The 23,486-nt window shown below is 37.1% G+C and carries 17 protein-coding genes; 8 read left to right on the top strand and 9 right to left on the bottom strand.

Annotated features, from left to right (window positions below; genetic code table 11):
* Positions 1-438: 438 nt before the first annotated feature.
* On the bottom strand, positions 439-612 hold the full coding sequence (locus ACM03V_RS21260) for a plasmid partition protein ParG (protein ID WP_414622793.1): 174 nt from the start codon (positions 610-612) through the stop codon (positions 439-441).
* Between the two features lie 203 nt (positions 613-815).
* Between ACM03V_RS21260 and ACM03V_RS21265 the strand changes: the two genes are divergently transcribed.
* Both ACM03V_RS21265 and ACM03V_RS21270 read left to right on the top strand, forming a co-directional pair.
* Positions 816-1,445, top strand: coding sequence for a hypothetical protein (locus tag ACM03V_RS21265; RefSeq protein WP_414622794.1), 630 nt, complete (start codon positions 816-818; stop codon positions 1,443-1,445).
* Between the two features lie 77 nt (positions 1,446-1,522).
* The gene (locus ACM03V_RS21270) at positions 1,523-3,223 is read left to right on the top strand and encodes a hypothetical protein (protein WP_414622795.1); all 1,701 of its coding nucleotides are present in this window, start codon (positions 1,523-1,525) and stop codon (positions 3,221-3,223) included.
* A 380-nt stretch (positions 3,224-3,603) separates the two neighbouring features.
* On the opposite strand, the gene ACM03V_RS21275 is transcribed toward ACM03V_RS21270, so the two are convergent.
* From ACM03V_RS21275 to ACM03V_RS21300, 6 genes are all read right to left on the bottom strand, one after another.
* Positions 3,604-6,504, bottom strand: a complete 2,901-nt coding sequence (locus tag ACM03V_RS21275; protein ID WP_414622796.1) for a CHAT domain-containing protein — start codon at positions 6,502-6,504, stop codon at positions 3,604-3,606.
* Positions 6,505-6,590: 86 nt separating this feature from the next.
* A complete protein-coding gene (locus ACM03V_RS21280; RefSeq protein ID WP_414622797.1) occupies positions 6,591-10,193 on the bottom strand; it encodes a hypothetical protein in 3,603 nt (1,200 codons plus the stop codon).
* A 2-nt stretch (positions 10,194-10,195) separates the two neighbouring features.
* Positions 10,196-10,591, bottom strand: a complete 396-nt coding sequence (locus tag ACM03V_RS21285) for a hypothetical protein (protein ID WP_414622798.1) — start codon at positions 10,589-10,591, stop codon at positions 10,196-10,198.
* Positions 10,592-10,621: 30 nt separating this feature from the next.
* A complete protein-coding gene (locus ACM03V_RS21290; protein WP_414622799.1) occupies positions 10,622-12,868 on the bottom strand; it encodes a caspase family protein in 2,247 nt (748 codons plus the stop codon).
* A 31-nt stretch (positions 12,869-12,899) separates the two neighbouring features.
* Positions 12,900-13,865 (bottom strand): DUF1822 family protein, encoded by a 966-nt coding sequence (locus ACM03V_RS21295; protein WP_414622800.1) that lies wholly within the window; start codon positions 13,863-13,865, stop codon positions 12,900-12,902.
* Positions 13,866-13,882: 17 nt separating this feature from the next.
* The gene (locus tag ACM03V_RS21300) at positions 13,883-14,617 is read right to left on the bottom strand and encodes a hypothetical protein (protein WP_414622801.1); all 735 of its coding nucleotides are present in this window, start codon (positions 14,615-14,617) and stop codon (positions 13,883-13,885) included.
* Positions 14,618-15,237: 620 nt separating this feature from the next.
* On the opposite strand from ACM03V_RS21300, the gene ACM03V_RS21305 reads away from it, so the two are divergent.
* The 6 genes from ACM03V_RS21305 (at position 15,238) to ACM03V_RS21330 (ending at position 22,684) form a co-directional block, all read left to right on the top strand.
* A complete protein-coding gene (locus ACM03V_RS21305; RefSeq protein ID WP_414622802.1) occupies positions 15,238-16,821 on the top strand; it encodes a type I restriction-modification system subunit M in 1,584 nt (527 codons plus the stop codon).
* A 120-nt stretch (positions 16,822-16,941) separates the two neighbouring features.
* A complete protein-coding gene (locus tag ACM03V_RS21310; protein WP_414622803.1) occupies positions 16,942-17,613 on the top strand; it encodes a restriction endonuclease subunit S in 672 nt (223 codons plus the stop codon).
* A gap of 18 nt (positions 17,614-17,631) precedes the next feature.
* Positions 17,632-21,015 (top strand): type I restriction endonuclease subunit R, encoded by a 3,384-nt coding sequence (locus tag ACM03V_RS21315; RefSeq protein WP_414622804.1) that lies wholly within the window; start codon positions 17,632-17,634, stop codon positions 21,013-21,015.
* Between the two features lie 223 nt (positions 21,016-21,238).
* On the top strand, positions 21,239-21,934 hold the full coding sequence (locus ACM03V_RS21320) for a M48 family metallopeptidase (RefSeq protein ID WP_414622805.1): 696 nt from the start codon (positions 21,239-21,241) through the stop codon (positions 21,932-21,934).
* A 52-nt stretch (positions 21,935-21,986) separates the two neighbouring features.
* Positions 21,987-22,160, top strand: coding sequence for a hypothetical protein (locus ACM03V_RS21325; RefSeq protein WP_414622806.1), 174 nt, complete (start codon positions 21,987-21,989; stop codon positions 22,158-22,160).
* Positions 22,161-22,438: 278 nt separating this feature from the next.
* Positions 22,439-22,684: a Pb-reticulocyte-binding protein gene (locus ACM03V_RS21330; RefSeq protein WP_414622807.1), complete on the top strand. Its 246-nt coding sequence runs from the start codon at positions 22,439-22,441 to the stop codon at positions 22,682-22,684.
* 191 nt (positions 22,685-22,875) lie between these two features.
* Here ACM03V_RS21330 and ACM03V_RS21335 read toward each other — a convergent pair whose 3' ends face one another.
* Both ACM03V_RS21335 and ACM03V_RS21340 read right to left on the bottom strand, forming a co-directional pair.
* Positions 22,876-23,223: a type II toxin-antitoxin system PemK/MazF family toxin gene (locus ACM03V_RS21335; protein WP_414622808.1), complete on the bottom strand. Its 348-nt coding sequence runs from the start codon at positions 23,221-23,223 to the stop codon at positions 22,876-22,878.
* Entirely contained in the window at positions 23,223-23,456 is a 234-nt protein-coding gene (locus ACM03V_RS21340; RefSeq protein WP_414622809.1) for a hypothetical protein, read from the bottom strand. Before ACM03V_RS21340 ends, ACM03V_RS21335 begins: the two co-directional genes overlap by 1 nt.
* Between the last annotated feature and the right edge of the window lie 30 nt (positions 23,457-23,486).

The raw sequence follows: 23,486 nt of genomic DNA on the forward strand, positions 1-23,486 counted from the left end.
GGTAGGACATATAGTCTCGCCTGAAAACCTTTCTCATTGCCGAGAAATAAACAGCTTTCTGGTTTAATCAATCAGAATCAAGGCTAGCTTCGAGTTCTTCTATAGAAATATTTTTGTATCGCGCATACTCTGCGAGTTGCTGATTGATACTTTCAAAATTAGCTTCCAACCTTGTAGCAATGATTTGATCTGCAAATGCAGCGGGAGGACGACCTCGGAGTTTTGCCTAAAGCTTTAGCTTCCGAAAATCATAAGGGGATAGGGTAATCGAAAAACGAACATTATCTTCTGCCATGCCTAATAACTCTTTTGATTGTGTCTGAATTAATTTGCATATGTATTACCAAGCCAACCCACAGAAATTGCACGGAAACGAATTGAGAGTTTATTCAATAAAGACACCACTCAATTCAGTCCCGAACCGTACAATTGACCATTTTATGAAGATTGTTCTTCTTCTGATTCAACCCAAGCAACGATTAATTCTTTGGCTTTTTGGCTCATGGAGGTTTTACTACGAGCGCAAGCGATTTTAAATTTTGTGCGCTCGTCATCTGACAAAAAAACCACAAGCTTTACGGTTTTATCTTCCGTGTTTTTCAAATTAGACACATTTCACCCATTACAATACTTAACTCAATTATGTCATTGAGATAAATATAATCATATAAGCAGCATAGGTAAGTTAAGTATTTTGTATTAATATACCTAAATAGGTTATTACTCCAATAAAATAATAAAATAAATTTCAGTTTCGATTCCAAAAGTCCAATGCTCCCGTAAACTCCCTTCCTTGTAAACAGGAATCTCTAAAGATGAAAAACTGCGAAATCCTGAAAAAATTACCGAAAAAAGGTTTGGAACCCAGGCAATTCCTACGTCACTGCTTTGGTATTGCTGAACTGACTCCCTCAGAATTACTTGAAGAAGAAACAGACAGCCAGTATCGCAAAAAATGCATTACCGTACTTTGTGCAATCTTTGATATTCAGCGAGCAACGGTTCGCAAATGGGGAAGCGACCTTAACTTTGAAGGAATGCCTAAATATTGTAGGGTTGCGCTTGCTTATATTTATGCTGCCCAAACTGCACCCCATGAGCTAGGAAACATCCTAAAAGGAAAATACGCTCCACCATCGGTTGATGCTCAAACGTTTCTAGAGAAAGTCCTTCTCAACGGGCTAAGCGAGCAACAAGTATTGCAAGCTGTTTCTCATGCTAATTTTCGTGGGACTTGCGTTCAAACCCTTACTCAAGTTTTGCATATCGGCACAAAATCAGTCCAAGACTGGGGGCAGGATATGTCATTTCGCAAAATGCCTCAAATTCACAAACATACTTTGGGTTATGCATTGGCTGCTATCTCTCAAGTTTCATCAACTGATGCTTCTCTCAAGCCAAGCAAGCCCGCAACAGTGTCTAAAATGCTCTCAACAGCAGCTTAAGTTATTCAGATTAGTCGGATTAGAAAAATTGGTCTTTGTGACAGACCAAACACTAATAAAAGCAAAGCAAATTTAACATGACTTCACTAATTCTTGCAACCGAAAGGTACACCGAGCAGAACTATATTGACTCCAATCCCACGGTACACATCGAGCAAAGTACTTTGGAGTATCTGTACGCGGCTTTTTCGCTCTACGAATGTAAGCACACTCTTAATAGAAAACAGTATCGCGCACTGTTGGAAGAGTATGGATGGGATAAAGGGGCAACGGAAGAAAGGCGATCGCTAAAAATTGCAGAGAATTTTCAAGCATTTGTTGGTTGTCCAGAACACTTGGCTGTATTGCCTGTGCCGGTATTACTGCGGTTATGCTCGAAGAATTACCAGGTTTTAATTGAGAAGTTGCAAGATATTCCTATCGGTGGATTGACTTGCAGACTTGTATTGGATCTGATTCAAGAAAGAGCAAAGTTTCTCAAATCTCAGAGAAAAGAGAAAAAAGTTGGTAATTGGCGAGCAACACCTGATGGTAGTCGATATTATACTTTCGGCAAGATTATTGAGGATGACCATCAGACGGGAGTACTTACGGATAAGTTGATAGAGCAATCGGGATTGTCCCCGCAGCGGATTGTCAGAATGGCGATCGCCAACCTATACGATAATCTTCAAGCTGAGATTCCAGAGGATAGAATTAGCACTTTAACGGAATTAATTACTGACGAAGAAGCTAGCGATACCAGCGATTCGGAAGATATAGTGAATCAAATAAACTGGGAATCGAAACAGCAAGAATTTGAGTCATTATTGCAAAAAGATACAGAAGATACTGACTCTGAATATCCCGAAAGTGAGGAAGAATCGAATATTGGCTTGTCAGAAGATATACAGCCTATAGTTATTCAAACACCTGTATGTGAAGAATCAGAAACAACACCTATATCATTAGATCTAGCGACCAAATTACAATTTATTCGTTCTTTACCAATGCCTTTTAACAAGAAGGATAAAAATTTTGCTTGTGAAGTGGTTAATTCGATTGCTTCGACAAGTGAAACTTGGGAATCGATTGCTACGGTTACTCAACGTGATTCCACGTCTTTAGCGTTTGTAATTGGCTTCTTGGACAAAGAGCAAAAAGCTTGGTTTGATAACTTGCCCAAACTGTTGGCTGAGTATGCCGTGACTCATCCAGAAGAGTTGATGTGGGTTGATGGAGTAACCCGTACTAGAGCTTTGGCAATTATGGGTTTTGAAGTTGGTAGTAAGGTAGAGGTGATAACTGATAGTCATAGCTGCTTCGGGCGCAGAGGTCATATTGTTGATTTGTCAATGAAAAGTAAAATTCCCATTGGTGTAAGATTTCCGGGAATTAGAAAATATTTTTACTACAGCGATTTAAAATTAGTTTGTAATCAAAACGAGGATACTGCTGCATCCGAAGATATTTCAAAAAAAGTTGAAATGCTATTGCAAGCAATTTGTTGGGAAGAAGTTGTTTCAATAACAGAAAATTGGAACGAAGAATTAAAATCTACTGTTTGGAAAGCGTTGGGTGAAGAAGAAAGACAAAATATTAATGAGTTGAAAAATCAGCATTTTGAAAAGCTTGAAAAAACGCCCCAAGTAGGAGATAAGGTTATTTGGAATAATTGCCCAGGAAATTTGAGTAGCTGGCAGCCATTTTTGATTACGGATATACAAGGTGCGGAAGCGGAGTTAGATGTTTATATGTATATGGTGCCGCTAGCTGATTTGTCTAAGGTGGAAAATTAATTTGGTGTAAATATTTTTGCTTATATCAAGAACTATACACAAGAATTCAAATGTCGCATATCTACAAGGATATATTTAATCGCGTTACGCCTTTATGCGTTTAGCTGAGTCCCAAGGGGACACGCTGCGCGAACGCTAATCGCCTTTTAACTAGATAATCATCAACGCGACTGTATTTGAGAAATTTATGTAATTCTTTCACTTATCTTACAGGCGAACAAATATAGCAATCCTAGATTAAACGTGAGAAAATACTATGTTTGATTTAAAAAATATAGTTAAATTTTTCACTCTTGTTTTTGACACTATATAGAGCTTTACAGCGATAAATACTAAAGATTAATTACGTAATTTCTCATGCATGATTTAGGATTGCTATATTAAAACTTATACTTATTACCAACATTCAAAAAAGTATAATCGCCATAAAGGCAAAATCCAGCCCAAAAGAAAGGATTAGAGGTATCTAAACCATCGCAGTTGGGCAGTTGGTTATTTAAACAATCTAATTGAGTGCGACGCAGAGCGCGATCGCGAGGGAATTTTTCTAAGTAGTGGTAAAATTTGCTCATAAAGGAAACTGCAACTTTATCGGAAACTTCCCATAGGCAACCAAGAATACTTTGAGTGCCAGAACGCCACAATGTTTCTGGTAAACTGATAATCCAACGTCCGGGAAGAATAAAGTGGTCGGCAGACCAGCAAGAGGAAAGAGTTGCATGACGCAATCCTCTTAAGTCGATTTCTGATAGTTGTCGAAGGCTGAGAATGTCTTTTTGTCCGGAGTCGGAAATTAATACTAGCCCGGATTTATCTGGTTGGTTTGGTTCAAATGTACCGTGACAGGCAATGTGCAATAAGTTAGCTTGAGATAATTTTTCAACAATCGCGGTTTTAGTAGCAGAATTATTAGCTAGCAACTGGAAATAAATATTATTGTTTTTTAACCACTGAACTACTTGCTCAAGTTCTCTGTTGACTCCTGGTAAAGCTTGAAATTGCTGAATTTGTTTCGATACACCAACAACTAAAGCTTGTTTTCTGGGAGATGATAAAGGTTTGATAGATTTACTCTTTAATTCGTAAGCGATGGAAACAGCATAAGTTTGTATTAAATATTTATTCTTATAAGTAATCGCTGCGAATGGAAAACCGTGCAGTATATCGTCAGGTATGACAGTTAATGCTCGTATACGTTTGGGAAGTTGTTGCAGTATTTTCGGCAAATCTAACATATCTGCAAGATTCTCGGTAACATCTTGTCCTACCTGCGATACTGCGATCATTTTTTGATTGTAGTTTAGATTATTGCCGACACCAATATCTCGATAACCGTCAAATCCTTGTATGCAATCATACCATTGCTTTACGCAGTTTCGTACTTTGATACGAGTCGTAGGAATTACGTTAAAATCAAACAAAAATAAACCTGTTTTTATTATTAATATACGGTCAGGTAAAATTAAAAACATTAAGGTAATTCTGTCTTTAGGATGAGCGATGAACCGCAGCCAAAATGACTTAGAAGGTAAAATTTTATCAATAGTTCTCTCTGGTTTAGTTGTGCGTTTTGCTAAAGCGTCTTTGTATTTATCAATATATTCAACTAAAAAATTAAGTCGTCGTATTAATTGAAAACGCAGCCATAGCCGCTGAAATAAATTAACTCGATTTAACCGTAATTTTAAACGACTTAATTGATTAATTTGGGATGCAATATATTCTTCGTCTGCCGTCCATTTATTTAAAAGATAAAATACCTGTTCGGTAGGAGGAAGAGTGATGGTAATTTGTTCGAGTAATTGATTTGCTGATAAAGTAAGCGCTTCTACCGCAGCAGGTGAATAATTTAAACGAGTCCGACACCAAATCATTATTCTTTGTACCTGCCAAAGTTCCGGTTTTAAACCCATTAATTCTAATTTAAGACAGATTTTTGATAGAATTAGATGGGCTTTTTCTATTTGTTTTAAATTATTATTGTTAGTACCTTGATAGTAAACCAAAGTGGCTGATAAAACACGTATTCTTATTTTAACAACTTGAGAATCAGTATATTCAAATACCTTGTTAATATGTTCAAGTAAATTACTTGCATCATCAAGCTTTAGTTCGCTTAGTAATAATTGAAATGCTAAAGCACGGTCTTCAAACCAAGCTAAATAATTAGAAGATTGATTTGATAAATCTAGTTTTAATTTTGCTTTTGTTAAGGGTTGTTCATCAGATATTTTCTTGCTCATTCCCGTCACCGAAATACTTGACACCGGGGAATTGCTGCGAGCATTACAAAGTTGCAGCAACAAATCTGCTCGCGATACTAAAGTACTATCATTAATTTTCAACGCATCGCGCTGAGTATCTAGCAAATAATTTTGAGCCGCACTAGTTTGATTCAGTTGAATTAAAATATGAACAAGATTGAGCTTTGCTCGCAACATTGCTCGTGGAGAACGAAGTTGACGACAAAGTTTTTCAACCTGTTGAAATTTTTTTAGTCCCTCACCTAAATTTCCCTGTAAAAGATTGAGTTTACCAGATAACTCTAACCATCTAATCTGATACTCAGGATGTTGGGTTTGATTGAGTTGTATTTGTGATTCCCAAAGTAAGTTATCTGCACGATCAAATTCACCTTTTTCAAGGAGAGCAGAAGCGATATTTAATTTAAGTGGGAAAAATGTTTGCAATGCTAGGGAAGGAATATTTTGAATATCTTCTCCTTGAGCATAATATAAACCCCTTTTAAGACTAATCAAAGCTTCTGCATATTGTCCCAAACTAGCTAACAAACGTCCCATTGCTAGATATAATTCGGCAAATAATACAGTCCGTTTTTCAGAATTTGCATCGCTCCAAATACACCCAGACTCCCACTGTAGTAAACTTGGTAAAGCAAATTGAATATTATTAATATCGCCAATTCGTGGTGACATTTCTAGAAGCAAGTTTTGGGCTTGATTTAAATCACCTTTATCTATAGATATTTGAATTAATCTTAAACGAGCATAGTCAGCCCAATATTCGCTTTTTCTTTGTTCGTATAAATTAATAGCTGCGCGAAGTAAATTGTCTGCTGCTTCAAAATTACCAAATATTCCAGCTAAATCTGCTAATGACTGGATAATTTTTAAATCGGCATCTGTAAGTTGAGAGTGTAAAAGCCGATATTGAAATATTTCATATAAATCATTATAAGCTCCGATTAAATTACCTTGAAACCATTTTTCTTGAACAATATTATAAGCAGCTTCGAGTTCGGTAAAGGTATCGTAGGGCATTGGATGTTTTTGAATCTTGGTATGAATATAAATTTAGAGACATTGCAGTACAACGTCTCTACAATTCAGTTATTTATCAATTTCTTCTACTCGGTTAATTCAACTGATTTGTTCTCCGGTAAAGTTACGATATAAATAGGTTTATCTTGATTACAATTTGAATTAGTTTCTTTATTTTTGCTATTTTCTTCATTCTTACAAGAGTCATTGATAGGTGCTTGAGAAGCGTTATTTACTCTCATATTAAATCTACTAAATCTGCTAATATTGTTGAAACCTTCTCCAGGATTAGGAGATTGATTTGAACTACCTCCTCCACCGCTACCATTTCCGCCACTACCATTTCCATTACCCCCTACACTCAATTCCGCTGCTTCAAGCTTATAAAATCTTGCTCCAGAGCCGGAAGAAACGCTTTCATCAATTGGTTGACTGAAGTCTAAATTATTCAACTGAGGTGAGTCTTGAACAAAAAATACTCCTTCTTCTGTTTCAACAGAATTATAGTTGCGATTGTTGATTTCATCGAATAAATTGTTGCTAGAGTATATTTTTTCTCCTTGCGAATTCACTTCTTTAACAATCCGCTTGCCTTCATTTATGTCAATTAAAGCTTTTCGTAAATTCAAGTTAGCATCGCCGCTAAAATGCGGTATAGATTCGTCAATTAACTTTGATGCTTTTTTGTATTCACCTGCTTTAAGCAATTCGTCAATTCCTGTTATTCGCTGCTGCAATTCTTGTTTTTTCAGTATTTTATACTGTAACGGATCTTCAATTAGCTTCTTAACTTGCTTGCTAGAATCAAACCTGGTTTCAAAGTCTTTACTTGACGCTAATATCTCCTGATAACCCTTTGTTCTTTGCAATACTTCATCATCTTTTAGGAATTGAACATTAAAATTACGCGCCCCATCTTCAGGTTCGGCAACTTTCATGAACCTTGTAGGAGGTTTGTCCCCACCCCCACCACCACCTGTACTAAGTCTTACCCATTCATCATTAGATGAGCTAAGTTTGACGTATAATTCATTCGGTTGGGATAAAGAGTATTTAACAGATTCAACGTCATCTATTGCAGCAATATAACCAGGAAGATTGTCACCTTTATAGGTACTAGCACGGGATGCAATAGTATAACCAGCGTCTCCAGAGCGACTTACAAAACCAACTTTGAAACCATTTGCTGTTTTGGTAACATTTAAATCGCCAAATTCTGTACCACCAATATCGCTTTCAACTTTTACTCCATCAAGAGTTGTGCTAATTTTTCTACTAATTGGCTGATTGACTAATTCAACGTTTTTACTGCGGAGTTTGAGATTTTTTTGAGGAGTAATTTTAGTTGATACTTCAAATGAGTTAGTACGTTTAAATACGTATTTTGTTCCTGATAATTTACTTCCTTCTTTAGCTAAATCATTCGCTGTCGGTAGTGTTTGGAAAATCAGTTTATCTCCCACTACTTTTACGGAATCATAATCAATATTTGGACGTAAACTAACTTCATCTACTGAAGTATATTTGTTGATAGGAGGTAGCTGAGTAAATAAATTTCTGTCCGATAGAGAAACACCACCATGTAGAAAAACGTTCTGACCAAATTGTTTAAAGGTTTTAGAAACTAAACCAGGCATTGTTTCTGTTTTAATTTCTTTATCACCTGATTTGTAGAAGCATACAGGTTTTTCGGCAATGATTTCTGACTGATTACTACAAGGTTTTGTAGCCCAGTTTTTGAATTTTAGCTGATTTTTGTTGGCTTGAACCCAATTCGCAAAATTCCAATCGCGTTTAACCTTGACATCGCTTAAAAAATTTAAACTTGTGCTATTGCGAGAATTATTTATCCAGCTTATTAACAAGCTCCACTTCATAATCGAGTTGAGCTTTTTATATTGTGGCTCAAATTGAGCAACTTCTTGATAATTAGCGTTCCAAAAAGCGTTAAATTTGTCTGAAGTAATGTTAGCGGCTTGTTCGTTTTTATCTCCTTCAACTTCAAGGGGGTTGTGAGAGCGAGCAGAAACTTTAGTAGCAATGGGGGAAAAAAGAATCTTGTTTCCAGCGTCTGCAACCTGAAATTCTTTTGTGTTTGGCTCGAACCAAATTCTAGTAGAAGAATTTTTTTCTAATTCTTCCTTATATATTGGTGAAACGCTAATATTTTTTTTAGCTTTAAAGTCTTCAACGGATTCTTCTGGAGCCGAGTTAGCATAATCAAAACTCCAAATTTTAGCAAGTAAATCTGTATAAAACAGATTCATCCCAACTTCTGTTCCCTGCAAATCGCCGTCATAACGAGCGTATATAAATCCTTGATTGATTTCACCTCGCAAAACTTTATCAATTTCTGCAATTTTACTTTTTACTTTGGCTTTGTAAAACTGGTCAAGTTCTTCATTTTTTTGCTTAATTAAATTATCTCGAAATTGCTGGTATTGCTGCTCTTTCTGTTGAGTCTTTACAGTCAGTTCCTGCTCGATATCAGCTCTTAGCTTATCTGACTTTTGTGCAGCAACAACTTCTGCTTTAATTTCTTTACGTAATTGATTCTTATAGCGTTTCAGTTCTGCGTCAATTTCTGTATCTTGCCTTTTCTTGTATGTATCAACTTCTTGCTTTAATTTCTTTCCAATTTCCCCTTCTCGGAATGCTTTTTTACCTGGCTCGGATTTGATAAATTTTGATAATTTATCGCTTAATTGACGATAGGGAACTATATCTTTTTTTGCTAAACCCTGTTTTGCATTTTTTATATCTTCTTCGCTAATTACAGGTTTACCGTTTAACTTGATTGCTTGAATCAAAGATTTATTATTATCTAGAACTTTTTGCAATCCAGAGTAATCAAAACTTGGATCTAGAGAAAATCCACTACCATTTACATAGTTAAAATCTTGCGGACGCTCTTTTATTCTTTGTTCTGATTGCCATAGTGCTGCAATATCTTCTAAATTAATAGCTTGGCTGTTATCATCAATATTACGTCCAGCTAAAGTTAAAGTAGAACCGTTGACTTGAGCAAAGGTAATATTATTAACTTGAGCGATAAACTTTCTTAAGTCGCTTTCGTTGTTAATTGTAGTTGTATAATACCCGTATTCACTACTAAAGACTTTATCTCCGTCAATATTATTGCGTCGAGTTATGTTAGCAGACTGATTGTTAGGATTAATATCGTATTCAAATACTTCTATTACTTTAGGCTTTTCTCCTAAATTTTTACGATGGCGATCGCCAATAGAAGCAAGGTTCTTAATTTGCTGTTGCTTATCATCTGTTTTCGGTACAATTGCAATTACTTTACCTTTTCCCACATAACGCGAACGAGTTTCGCCGTGTTCAAAGTTAGCAACCTGACTCATAAAGTCGTAACGCACTGTGGGTAAGTCGTAGACTGTCTGGTTAATCTGATTGCTATTTAATCCTTTACCAGAAACAACTGCGAACAATAACCAGTCTCGTAATTGCTCTTTCTTTTGACGAGATGTTAATTTTTCAAATCCTTTGTTTGCTTCAAAGTTAATTACCTGAGCTTTATTTAATGGGAAATTTCTATTAGTTACAATCTCTACCGATTCTGCTTTTACTTGCGGTGCAGTAGTGTGAACATAAACCGCACCTAAAGCGATTGGAGATGCGATTATTGCACTAAGACTTAGTAAGTTAATAATTTTTTTATTCATGACTAATTACCTTTTTCGCTTCTAGATTGCTGTAATTTTTTCATCAAGTCTATATATTTTTTTTCTTGCGGTGAAAGTTCTTCACCTGGTTGTTGAGGAAGCCATCGCACCAATGCATTTTGATATAGCTCTATTACTTGTGAGGTGCGTTCATCTTTTTTAAGAAAAGAATGTTTTTCGAGAAAAGTTGTAGATGCTTTGAGTACTTCCTGATTATTCTGTAACTGGCTTGCTTTAACTAAGGTTTCATAAGCATCCTTTCGCGCTGCAAATGCGGTGTATTCGTATATTGCAAGGCTACCAGTTACAACAATCATGATGCTTGCTAAAATAACCTGTATTTTTATACGTTGATCTTTCGGTTTAGCCTCACGGAATTTTAAACGGTACACTGCCATATTTAAGTTCCTGTAAATTGAATTTATAATTTAATGTGAGAGTTTTTTAGAAACGGGACATATTGTTCCTTTACAACTTTTCAATTTAAATTGCTGCCAAAACGCGAATATTCCCACAAAGATAGCAGCAGTAAAAGTTAAGCCAAAAATTAATTTAACTGTTTTATTTTTACATAAGCCGATCAAAATATATTGATTTTGTTGCTTATCTTCAACTTCTGTATTTTCCTGTGGGGATTCATATATGCATGAATCTAAATTTTTAGGAATAGCTGTTGTAATCAAGATTTCTTTAGTTAGCCAATCGTCCCATTTTTCGGATTCTTGAGAGTCTATAATATCGGGAATAATTGCACGGGATGATACAAGTTTGATTAAGTTATCTATATTTGTATCATCAGAAGCTTGCAAAGTATCTTCTATACTCCGTGAGCGATTTGATAGTATTTCAATTTTGCCTTGCTTTAGTAAACTACCATCAAAATCGCTAGTACTAACAATCAGCTTGAGAATATCTTTGTACTCTCTTTTTTCCTGCTTCCATGTATCGGGTATAAAAATCGGAATTTCTGTTCCTTCGCACGCAAAAGCTTCTTGCCCCGGTTCTAACTGAATAGATGTTTTCCCTCCTAAAGGAATTATGTTAATTTCAAAAAGTTCGGTTAAATTTAGTAATACGCAGTAAAGACGCATATTACTAATATTAGTTACTTTAATCGCAATTTTTGGAGGTATTAACTCGTTATTGTCAGCTTGGTATTCTAAAGCAATTTGACAATCTTCTATTTCTACATTGTTTTGATGTATTTCCATCCTGACAGCATCTGTAGGAATGCTGCTATTTATCGGACTCGTAATTGTTGCAATATTTGTCCATCGTGCAATATGTTCTAAAGATCGAATGGCTTGCAATGTACTTTCATAATTAAATCCAGCAGTGAAAGATATTAATTGTCGATTATCGCTATTACGAATAATAATGTACTTATGCTCAAATGCACGCAAACGAAAATCAGCTTCATAAGCATCAAACACTTCACATAAATACAGTGAAGGACGTTCGCCACAAAAAGCTTCTTTCATAGCTTGACGAAGAAATTTGATTCCCGAATCATATCCTTCAAAATAGATTTTGAGATAAGATGATGGGATAGAAGTAATTACTACTTTATATGTTAATTCAGGGTCTAATTCTTCTTTTTCTCCAGATATATGAATATAGCTTAACTGCGGTAAAGTTTTCGTAATCTCAGCTACAGCGATCGCCCGTTCTAATTGATGTGTATTTTCTACTGTTATGGGAAAAATAGCTAATCGAGTTTTTTGATTTTCGGAGCCAGCAACAATTCCGTGAATTGCTCCTCCGTCAATACTCCAACCATATTCTCCATTATATGTAGCTGTAAAATAAAGCTGTCTTTTATTCGCTTTACCACCCAAAAATGGTTGATCCAGATAATTTGAGTTTGTCGCTTCTATTTGCGGTGATTGATTTGGGTAAAAACTACGTACACATACATTAGTTCGCTTAAATAAATCGCGATAAGTCAAAGTATCATTTTTTTGCAAACTGTCTAGTAAGAAGTAGGAAAATACTCCTCTCTTTTGAATATAATGTTCTCTCGCTTCTTCATTATCGCGACAAGCAGCTAATAAGATATATTCCGATGATGGTAGATTAAATCGACTTTGTTTGTTGTTAACAGAGGTAAATCTTTTCATTTCCTCGGCTGAGAAGATAAAATCATCAATCGGTCTTTCTTTCAAGTTAACTGCTACTTCACGTACACCCGTATATTCAGAATTATGACTGCGAACTCCTCCACCTGAATGACAACAATCTAAAATGACAACAATATGCGGATGGTTTTGAGCAACTTCAGAAATTAGTTTAGCAACTTCTTTATCTGCTAAATCCCAAATATTATTTTGTCTGCTATCCCAACAAACCAAAGTTTCATTCAATCTATCTGGTTCTAAATGCCAAAATTCTACTGCTGCTTGCTCCTGCGAACCATGCCCGCTAAAGTAAAATAAGGCAGTATCATCGCTTTGAGCTAAACAAAGGTGTTTTCGGAAGTTATCAATTATTGCCTGACGAGTTGCTTCTTGGTTGATTAACTTTTTAATATGTAAATTATCTTTACTTTTTGCAACTCGTTTAACTAAAAAGTCATTAATTGCTGTAATGTCGTTAACGCATCCTCTTAAAGAAGGAATAGAGGGCGATCTATATTCATCGATTCCAACTAATAAAGCATAAGTATTCTGACTCATAGTTTCACCTTTGAGATATTAATTGGAATGATTAAACAACAAATTTTTCGAGAATACTATCTTCTTCAAGACTAATTTTCAAACCAAATTTATCTCCTATATTTCCTTTAAATTTCAGTTGCAGCCAGTTACTGGCTTTTGATTGTTTCTCAAGTTGAGGAATTATTTTATCTTGGTCATCTTGCAATGCCATTTTGATACCATCTAACAAAAATATAGATTCACTTGCGGGATAAAGTCTGAGAACAATCTCTACTTCATTTGAACTCAGTTGTGTCTGACGAAGAATTAATAAAAGTGGTTCGGATGGATGCTTGAGATGAATAAATTTTGCTGCACCAGTTTCTTGATTTGCAGATGTCTCAACAGGTGAAATACTTTTCGCTATAGCTAAATTAGCTTCCCATCCATTGTCTAATATACCGTCAAACCATTTACTTAATTTAACTATTTCCTCGTTAATCCGATTTGTAGCATTTTCAATAATACCAGCCGGATTACTTGCATATTCCTTAACTTTTATGGGTTCTAGTTTGTGTAAATAGGTTAAAAAATCTCGTAGTGAATCTAATTGATTTAGAGGTAGTTTTTCGCTTTCAACAGATTCGACAAAGCCTAATATTCTTGCTTGTCTATTATCTTCGTCAATTTCTACTACTACATAACCAATTCGTTCCGATAAAACTTCAGATGGTATTTGACAAAACTCTTGTTTTGGAATTACTGGACGACACTCTAGCAGACCTTTATCTTTAATAAACAAGGTAGCAGTATTGATTAAATGCGGCATAATGCCATCCAAACCATAACTTTTGTCTAAATCGGTTTCAATTTCCATGCACTGACAGTAAAAATTGAAAGCTAATATCGCCAAGACATTTAAATAAACTTCCTGCGATTTTTGAGCATGATGCATATTGCTAAATTTTTCCGCAATATTTATCATTTTCCCATCTATGGTTAACGTAAATGCTAATTTTTCTTGGATATTACTCATGACTTTATTCTCCGTATTTATTCACTAAGATACTTTTTAAAGTAAGGAAGAAACTCTTCACTAGCTCTTATATAAAAGCTATAAATAGAACCATGCGTATTTCCTAATTCTAATTCCTGATAAATCTCTTTCCAGGTTTTTCCTTCTTCACATTTCTTCAAGACAATTGTTTGATAGCTGACTTTGTTCTTGAAAATTTTACTTGCAAACTGCCCTTCTGGATCTTTTTTTATAAATGCTAAAAAGTGTTTATATTCTATCCATTCTTCAGATATTTTAAGAAACGGATTAATTTCATCTGGGTCATATCTATCAAGGATATTAGAACCAGATTCATTATTATCAGTTGTAGAAATAACTTTCATATCAGAATTTCGCTTGTTCCAATTAATCCAGTGGTAAGCATCAATATTTATGTATTTTGACTTATTCCTAACCCAACTCATAAATGAGCCTTTGTCTGGGTCATATCTAGCAATATTTTTACAGATAAACAACCATAGTTCTTGAATAAATTCTTCATAGATATACTCGGACTTACTAGCATTTCGAGGTTTCGGCATCTCCACTTTTATCCGTTCTCCTAATAAACTAACTAATTGTGTAAGTGCATCTCGTTTTTCTAATAACGCTTCTTGTTTCGCTTCAAAACTAAGTAAATTACTTTTATCTTCTGCTCGTATTGCAGCCTCTTTAGCTTTTACAGCTAATTCATCTAAACAAGGAGAAGACTGCGATTGATTTTTCCCCATAGCAAAATAGTCCTTTGTGCGTTCGTGTTATCTCTCGGTATTTCTGGCTGTTTTTGTTATCAGTATTTACAAAAATTTGCATAGTTATAATTTGTTGCGCGATCGCCCTTTGGTAAGATGCTCAAAACCGAAGAATGTTTATCCCTGTTTTGCCTTCCTAAATTAATCTCTACAGCAAATACAAGCTTTTATGCATTTCTTATAAAATTATTTTTATTGATAAGTACTCCATTAGATAGATGTATTAAAAACAGATTCATTATAGTTACGCAAACACAATTTAAATACGTATATTCACTTATATAAATTCATTATGATACATAGTCTCCAGTTAGTCAATCTGTTACTCCTTTTTCCTTATATATACTCCTAAAAACAATCATCTATGAGTAAAGATACTTTATTGCTTAATCAAAAGTAATAAAAAATCAACTAATTTCCGAGGATATCGGAGGATTGAATTATTAATAATAGAGTTATGTGCTTTTCTTAGCTTTAATTCAAGCGACTTCTAAGACTTTCAGCATTTCCAGATTGCGCTGGCTATTTTAGACCTGATGTAGCACAATCAACGCAATTAACTTGATATCATATGTACTTGTCTGTATAAATGCGATTCAATGGCAAAACTTACCCTTCCCAAGTTGGAACGTCATCTTTTTGCGGCTGCGGATATTTTACGCGGTAAAATGGATGCTTCGGAATTCAAGGAATTTATTTTTGGGATGCTGTTCCTCAAGCGAGCTGCTGATGTTTTCGACGTGCGCTATCAGCAGATTGTTAAGGATTTTATCAGTAAGGGTTTGAGTGAAGCAGATGCAAAGGAAAAAGCTAACAACCCCAACCGCTACATTGCTATGGATTCGGAAGCTTACACTCTATTCGTACCTCCACAATCGCGGTGGTCGGAAATTCGAGATACTTTTCACGATAAAATTGCCAACAAGCTGAATATTGCGCTGCAAAGTCTGGCAAATGCCAATCAAGAAGTATTGCAGGATGTATTTGAGCATATTGATTTTAACCGACAGGTGGGTGGTAAAAGTACTTTAAATGACCAGCAGCTACGTAAACTTATTGACCACTTTAACGAGCAACCGCTACGCAATGAAGATTTAGAATTTCCGGATTTATTGGGGGCTGCATACGAGTATCTTATTTACTATTTTGCCGATTCTGCGGGTAAAAAAGGCGGTGAATTTTATACTCCCCGTGCGGTGGTTAAGTTGATGGTGCGGATTGCTGACCCCTGCGAAGGTATGGAAATATACGACCCCTGCGTCGGTTCTGGGGGTATGTTAATTTTGTCGAAGCAGCACATCGAAGAACATGGTGGAAATACTCGTAATTTCCAGCTTTACGGTCAAGATAATAACGGGGGTGTTTGGGCAATTTGCAAAATGAATTTGTTATTGCACGGTATTCCTAACGCTCGGATTGAAAACGATGATACCTTGATGGTGCCGATCAAATCCGGGGGTAAGTTAAAATATTACGATCGCGTTTTGAGCAATCCACCGTTTTCGCAAAACTACAGTCGGGGTAACAATAGCAACCCGATGGAATTCCCCGATCGCTTTCGGCAATTTTGTCCTACATCTGGAAAGAAAGCCGATTTAATGTTTGCTCAGCATATGTTAGCGGTATTAAAACAAGATGGGATTATGGCGACAGTAATGCCCCACGGTGTTTTGTTTCGCGGAGGGGAAGAGAAGAATATCCGAGCCTTATTTATTGAAGAAGACAATTTAGAAGCGGTGATTGGTTTACCACCACAGTTATTTTACGGTACTGGAATCCCGGCTTGCATATTGGTGATGCGTCCCAAAGCTGCGAAACCCTTGTCAACTCAAGGTAAAGTATTATTTATCAACGCCGATGCCGAATTTCAATCTGGACGCGCTCAAAATCATCTACGTCCGGAGCATATCGAAAAAATAGTTTCCGCCTATCAAGAGTTTACCAGCAATAGGGATTATGCGGGAATTCCCAATTATGCAACCGTAGTGACAAAGCAAGAATTAGCCGAGAATGATTACAACTGCAATATTCGTCGTTACGCAGATAATACACCACCACCAGAACCCCAAGATGTGAGAGCGCATCTTTTGGGTGGGATTCCCAAGTCAGAAGTAGAAGCGAAGCGGGAGTTGTTTGATGCTCATGGTTTTAATCCCATGAATTTATTACAACCGAGAAATTAGTCAAAAACCTCTGTGCCCCTCTGCGCTTACCTTTGCGTCCCTCTGCGTTAAAAAATATAAACATGGAAGAAGAATACTTAGATTTTAAAGCGAATTTAACCGAACGTTCCCAGATAAAGCATGAGAAACCCCACACGCAACCCGGAGCAATTTAAAGATTCACCTTTGGGGAGAATTCCGAAGGATTGGGATATAAAGCCTTTGACAGAATTGGCTGAAATTAATTCAGGTGTTACTTTAGGTAGAAATTTAAGTGGTTTTGGAACTGTAGAATTACCCTACCTAAGAGTTGCAAACGTTCAGGACGGCTATTTAGAATTATCAGAAATCAAAACCGTTCGTATTTTTAAACAAGAGATTCCAAGATATCTTTTACAGCCAGGAGATGTTTTGATGAATGAAGGTGGTGATTATGACAAACTTGGTCGTGGAACAGTTTGGTATGGTCAGGTTTCACCTTGTTTACATCAAAACCATGTTTTTAGAGTACGCCCTAACCAAAATAATTTAATCTCTGAATTTTTAGCTCTCGTATCTGCTTCAAGCTATGGTAAAAAATTTTTTATTTTGTCTTCTAAGCAATCTACTAATCTTGCATCAATTAATTCAACACAGTTAAAATCCTTCCCAATACCATGTCCGACTATAGGTGAACAAAAAATAATTTTAGAAATAACTAATACTTATGATGTTCGCATTCGCAAAAAAGAAACCCGATTAGAAAAACTCAAACTCGTAAAAAAAGGCTTAATGTCCGACCTACTAACCGGAAAAGTGCGGGTAAAAATATAATCAACAAAGGAGAAAAAAATGGGATCGGGACCCGAATACACATTTACAGAATTACCAACAATCGCACAACTGCAAAAAATGCAGCAACTTCAAGGTAACTTACACTGGGAACACATCGAAGCCAACCATTTAGCAACAACCCCGGAAGAACGCAACAATTACCAACAAGTCCTCTTACTCCCCCGACTCCAGCGCAAATTACGAGAAATCAACCTCGACGACAGCGGAAACCCCTGGTTAAATGAACGTCGCATCACCCAAGCCATCAACCAACTGCAACGTCTGGGAACTGGTAAACTGATGGAGAAAAACGAAACCGCTACAAATCTCCTCCTTTCCGGGGTAAAAGTTGATGGAATCACAAATCAACAAGTTACCATCAACTTGATCGACTTCGACCATCCCGAACGCAACGATTACTTAGCTATTAGTCAATTTCGCGTAGATAAACCCGGTGCAACCAGTCCCAAAGATTCCAGCCGTCCGGATATCGTCCTCTTCGTCAACGGTATCCCCCTCGTCGTCATCGAATGCAAGGCTCCCGGTGCAAATATGCTCAAGTCGGGAATACAAGATTTACTCAAATACTCCAATCAACGCAACTCCCCGATACCAGAAGGCTGCGAACCGCTATTTTACTACAATCAATTAATGATATCCTGCACATCCGGACGCGCTGTAGTCGGAACCGTGGGAAGTCAAGCCAAACATTATTTAGAATGGAAAGATACCACCCCCTTCGATGCCAATCGAATCGCGGATATTTTAGGTATTGAGAATCCGACGCTTCACCCAGAGGAATTAATATCAAGCGAGTCAAATTACTTATCGGAAGACCTAACCCCCCAACCCCCTTCCCTGCAAGGGAATGGGGAGAATTTAAAGCCTCTCTCCGATGCTGAGAGAGGTTTGGAGAGAGGTTTTTCCAAAGAAGACTTAATCGACTCTTCCAAACTCAACCGTCGGGAGCAACTAATCGCGGGAATGCTTCACCCGGCGAACTTACTCAACATTATCCGCCATTACACCCTTTTTACTACCAAACAAAACCGTCGCGTTAAAATAGTCCCCCGTTACCAGCAATATCGGGCTGTGGAAAGCGCGATTCAACGCTTGCAAAACGGTCAAACCAAAGTGGAACATGGAACCGATGACCAAAGAGGCGGTATTATCTGGCACTACCAAGGTTCTGGGAAAAGCTTAGATATGGTGTTTATTCTCCGCAAACTGCGAACAATACCTAAATTACAGGCTTTCAAAGTCGTCGTTATTACCGACCGCACCGATTTACAAAAGCAACTTTCAGAAACCGCAACTCTTTCTGGTCAAAGTTTGCAAATTGCCCAAAATATCAAAGATTTAGCCAAAAAACTACGGGACACCGGACCGGGTATAATATTCGGAATGATTCAAAAGTTTCGGAAAATCGTCGATTCGGAAGAATGGACTGACTTAGAAGAATTGAACCCAAATTTAAACGATTCTCCAAACATCTTACTATTAATCGACGAAGCCCACCGTTCCCACAGCAACACCCTGCACCTTTATTTATCCGCAGCTTTACCCAACTGTGCCAAAATCGGCTTTACCGGAACTCCGATCATATCTTCCAAGAAAAAACAAACCAAAGAAATCTTTGCTCATGCCGAAAATCCCTACATTGATATCTACAGTATCCGCGATTCCCAAAAAGATGGGGTAACGGTTCCGATATTCTACGAAGGTTTGGAAACAATGGGAGTGGTACGAGGCGCGAATACTTTAGACCAACTTTTTGAAGTCTTATTTGCTGAATGTACCCCCGAACAACTAGCGCAAATCAAATCAAAATACGCCAAAAAAAGCGATGTCCTCAGAGCCAAAGAACTAATTAAAGCCAAGGCTAGACATATGTTACGGCATTACGTCACTCGCATCATGCCCGGTTCATTCAAAGCTCAACTAGCAGCTAGCGATCGCGAAGCCTGCGTCATATACCAAGAATATCTTACCGCAGCCAAAGCCGAACTTATTCAAGAGTTAGAAGCCAAAGCTCCGATATTACAAAACTTAAAATTAGAAACAGCACCAGCCGAATATCGCGACTTATTGCAAGCTTATCTTTATCTAGACACCATCAAACGCTTAGAATTCGCGGCTATTGTATCCGCAGATAGTAAAAAAGACCCCCAAAGTTGGAAAATCTGGACTGATGAAAGCAACCATAATAATTACATAAATCGCTTTTGGAAAACCCTGGATGAAGATGGTTTAGCTTTTTTAATCGTCCAAAATAAACTATTGGTAGGTTTTGATGCACCATTAGAACAAGTATTATACGTAGACCGCAGCTTAAAAGAACACGATTTATTGCAGGCGATCGCCCGTACCAACCGCACCGCTACAGGGAAAGATTACGGCTTAATTGTAGACTACTATGGCATCGACATCGCCGCCGCAATGCAGGTATACGACTCAGAAGACGTAGACGGAGCTTGGTTTGATGTCAACCAAGAATTACCCAAATTAGAAGCAGCCCATCGTCGAGTCATGGACTTTTGGCAGCAACGGCATTTTAGTATCTACGACGACTTAGAAGCCTGCGTAAATGCACTTAACCACGACGAAATTTGCAGAGCCGAATTTTATCAGCTTTTACGGCAATTTCTCCAAGAAATGGATGCTTTTTTACCGCGTCCCCAAGCATTACCTTACCTCAAAGATGCCAAACAACTCGGACAATTAAAGAAAATAGTCGATGATATATTCCGCGACGAACGACCAGAAGACCCCAAACCCAAAGTACAAGCGCTGATAGACGAACATATCCAGTCCCAGGGAATTGACCTGAAAGTTGCCCCCGTCAACATCCTCGACCTTAACTTTGAACAACGAGTACAGCAACGTCATTCCACCCAAACCAAAGCCGCAGAGATGGAACACGCCATCCGCTACCATATCCGCACCCACCTTGACGACGACCCGGTGTATTATCGCAAACTCAGTGAAAAGCTCGAAGAAATCTTACAAAATCATCAGTCAAATTGGGATTTAATAGAAGCAGAATTTCTTAACTTAGCCCAAAAAGTCCGTAGAGAACAAACCGATAGCGAGGAAAATCAAACTAACATTAAAGTCAAAATACGTCCCTTTTATAATGCTTTAATCGATGCATTAGAATCACCTAACCCTAAACAACAAACAGAAATTCAAACTTTTGCTAACGAACTAGTAGAGTTTATTTACAGCCAAACCAATATTATCGGCTTTTGGAACGACCTTGTAGTTAGGAAAGAACTCCGCAAACAAATTTGGTTGAAATTAGAAGATTCAATGTTCTTCCCAGATAGTAAACTAGATGCGTTAGCAGATCAAATTACCCAATTAGCAGAACGACATGATAAATCCTCCGCCGGAGGTTGAAAACCCCCGTCTAATAGCTAAAGTCGTCTAAAGACGACTGAAAAATCACCAGCCATATTAAATATGACGGGTGCGATCTCAGTCCTATTTATAGGACTTTTGCTATTAGACAGGGACTTGCAGTCCCTGGCGAAACTGACAACAGGGGACGGAGGCTTTCATTATCAGCAATTTTTAATTACCCATTACCCATTACCAATTCCCAATTACCAATTACCAATTAATGAAAACAATTAATTGCGGAGAACTTTCCTTTGAACTGCGAGAAAGCAACCGTCGTCGTACCGTCGAAATTACCATCGAACCCGATGGACAACTAATACTAGCCACACCCCCCAAAGTTCCCTTAGATAAACTTGAAAAAATCATCAATCAGCGTCGCTTTTGGATTTATAGCAAGCTGCTGCAAAAAGAAAGCATCAAACAACCACCAACCGAACCTCAAACCTACCTCCCCGGACAAGGTTTTTATTATCTCGGACGCAGCTACCGCTTAAAATTAGTAGACACCGCACAAACCCCCCTCAGACTTTACCAAGGACGATTTGAATTATCGCGTCAACATCAACAGCAAGGTAGAGAATTATTTATCAACTGGTATCGTTCCCATATTCTTCAACATCTGGAATCAATTACCCCATCTTTGATAAGCAGAATCGGAAAACAACCCAAATCCATCCAAATCCGCGAACTCGGTAATCGTTGGGGTTCGTGCAGTTCAAAGAATGATATTTACTTTCATTGGCGTGTTGCATTACTTCCTCATGGAATGATTGAATATGTAGTTGTCCATGAAATGGTTCATCTAGTTCAACCACTACACAATCAAGACTTTTGGGATAAGGTAGAGCGAATTTTACCCGATTGGGAAGAAAGAAAAGAATGGCTGGCGAAAAATGGGGCAGTTTTTACCTTGTAATTTATTAATAAATCTATGATAAAACTAGCTTCATAACAAACTTTTTTTTAATATGACACAATCCCAATCACGACGCACCCGTATATTATCACCAACTAAGATGGCATCCTCTGAGAAAGAAAGTCATCAAAAAGAAAACGAAGCTCTTGCTATGCGGTGTCGTGATATTTTTGAGAGATTGCGATACACCCGAAGGGTGTCGGCTTCGCCTATCGCAGCTAATTGAAACCCATTACAACTGGCATATTGCAATTAACCCAAATACAGAAGAATATCTTATAGACCCTACATTAAAAGGAATAACGCAAAAGAGACGGGATACTTATGGTTATAGTAACCAGGTAAAATTAACAATCTTCCGGTTAAATGATACGGGAAGTTGCGGCAGAGTATAATTGTATATTTATTATTTTACCCATTAAACAATTGTATTTGGTTGAAAAGAAATTAATGCTTATAAACAAGTATTGATTTGATCAAACAACTACAATATTGGGAAAAATAATGATTCAAGCAATTGGTTCAGAACAGGTATTCGTATCAAACTTAGAACAGTTCATCAGTAAAGCTGACAAATTTATCAAAACATATTACTCAGGTGTCAGCGATGAAAATCACGTTCAAGAAATAGTGCAAGAATTGAAAAAATTAATATTAGATACTGACTTGCAACAACTGGAAATTGATTACCAGTATCATTGTGAAATTAAAGACTTGATGGGTGATTGCGATGATTCGGCTTGGTTTTAACTCGATTGTAGTGGTTTATTTATTCCTCCACTGCACCTAATGCTTTGAGCGTAGTAATTTCGGCTTCGGTTAAGCCTTTGACACCTGTGATGTTCATGCGTTCGTAAGGGCGATCGCTTTTTAGGTTTTGAGACATTCGCCAGCTTCTATGTACTAAATCGGAGTATCATAACAATTATCAGATAATCATATTACGATAGTTGAAAAGCTTGAATCATAATTTCATTCAGTTTTTGTATATGTTTAGTTGTTAACTGACCTAAGCGTCTTACTATTAAAAGACGATTTAAGGTAGCAATTCTTGTAACTCTCACTTTAGAAGAAATACGTAACGCCGTTGTGGCAAAATCTGGATCGGAGTCTAGTATTGCGAATTCTTCTGATGTCAAATTATTGACATTCTGAGATGAGATAAAGCAAAGAGTAATTTCATTTTTTGCCAAATCTACCCACAATATCACCGCAGGACGCAATTTTGTTTGACTTAAATCTGTGAAAGGAAATTGAGTTAAAACAATGTCACCTTTGCTCAAGGTCATCAAACTGCTTCTCCATCTTCGGTGCTATAAATATCAGGTTCATCATACAAGAAATCTAAAGCTCCACCTTTTTCTGCGAGATGCATCAGTTCCAGGGTTGAAGGGTGACTAACATCGCTAAACAATTGTTTTTCGAGTAAGGCTTGTTCTTTTGCAGAAAGTGAACGGATAATTTGTACTAAAGTATCAACTAGTTGAGTATTCACGGCTTTAAGTATTTGTGGGTTGTTCACAGTATTTTAGGATTACCTGATATTTTAATT

It is taken from the genome of Calothrix sp. CCY 0018 (genome assembly GCF_963920925.1).
Lineage (GTDB): Bacteria > Cyanobacteriota > Cyanobacteriia > Cyanobacteriales > Nostocaceae > Rivularia.

Bases quoted from the DNA above. Each gene is read 5' to 3' on its own strand.
- ACM03V_RS21265 (WP_414622794.1), top strand. From the start codon at position 816: ATGAAAAACTGCGAAATCCTGAAAAAATTACCGAAAAAAGGTTTGGAA.
- ACM03V_RS21270 (WP_414622795.1), top strand. From the start codon at position 1,523: ATGACTTCACTAATTCTTGCAACCGAAAGGTACACCGAGCAGAACTAT.
- ACM03V_RS21275 (WP_414622796.1), bottom strand. From the start codon at position 6,504: ATGCCCTACGATACCTTTACCGAACTCGAAGCTGCTTATAATATTGTT.
- ACM03V_RS21280 (WP_414622797.1), bottom strand. From the start codon at position 10,193: ATGAATAAAAAAATTATTAACTTACTAAGTCTTAGTGCAATAATCGCA.
- ACM03V_RS21285 (WP_414622798.1), bottom strand. From the start codon at position 10,591: ATGGCAGTGTACCGTTTAAAATTCCGTGAGGCTAAACCGAAAGATCAA.
- ACM03V_RS21290 (WP_414622799.1), bottom strand. From the start codon at position 12,868: ATGAGTCAGAATACTTATGCTTTATTAGTTGGAATCGATGAATATAGA.
- ACM03V_RS21295 (WP_414622800.1), bottom strand. From the start codon at position 13,865: ATGAGTAATATCCAAGAAAAATTAGCATTTACGTTAACCATAGATGGG.
- ACM03V_RS21300 (WP_414622801.1), bottom strand. From the start codon at position 14,617: ATGGGGAAAAATCAATCGCAGTCTTCTCCTTGTTTAGATGAATTAGCT.
- ACM03V_RS21305 (WP_414622802.1), top strand. From the start codon at position 15,238: ATGGCAAAACTTACCCTTCCCAAGTTGGAACGTCATCTTTTTGCGGCT.
- ACM03V_RS21310 (WP_414622803.1), top strand. From the start codon at position 16,942: ATGAGAAACCCCACACGCAACCCGGAGCAATTTAAAGATTCACCTTTG.
- ACM03V_RS21315 (WP_414622804.1), top strand. From the start codon at position 17,632: ATGGGATCGGGACCCGAATACACATTTACAGAATTACCAACAATCGCA.
- ACM03V_RS21320 (WP_414622805.1), top strand. From the start codon at position 21,239: ATGAAAACAATTAATTGCGGAGAACTTTCCTTTGAACTGCGAGAAAGC.
- ACM03V_RS21325 (WP_414622806.1), top strand. From the start codon at position 21,987: ATGACACAATCCCAATCACGACGCACCCGTATATTATCACCAACTAAG.
- ACM03V_RS21330 (WP_414622807.1), top strand. From the start codon at position 22,439: ATGATTCAAGCAATTGGTTCAGAACAGGTATTCGTATCAAACTTAGAA.
- ACM03V_RS21335 (WP_414622808.1), bottom strand. From the start codon at position 23,223: ATGACCTTGAGCAAAGGTGACATTGTTTTAACTCAATTTCCTTTCACA.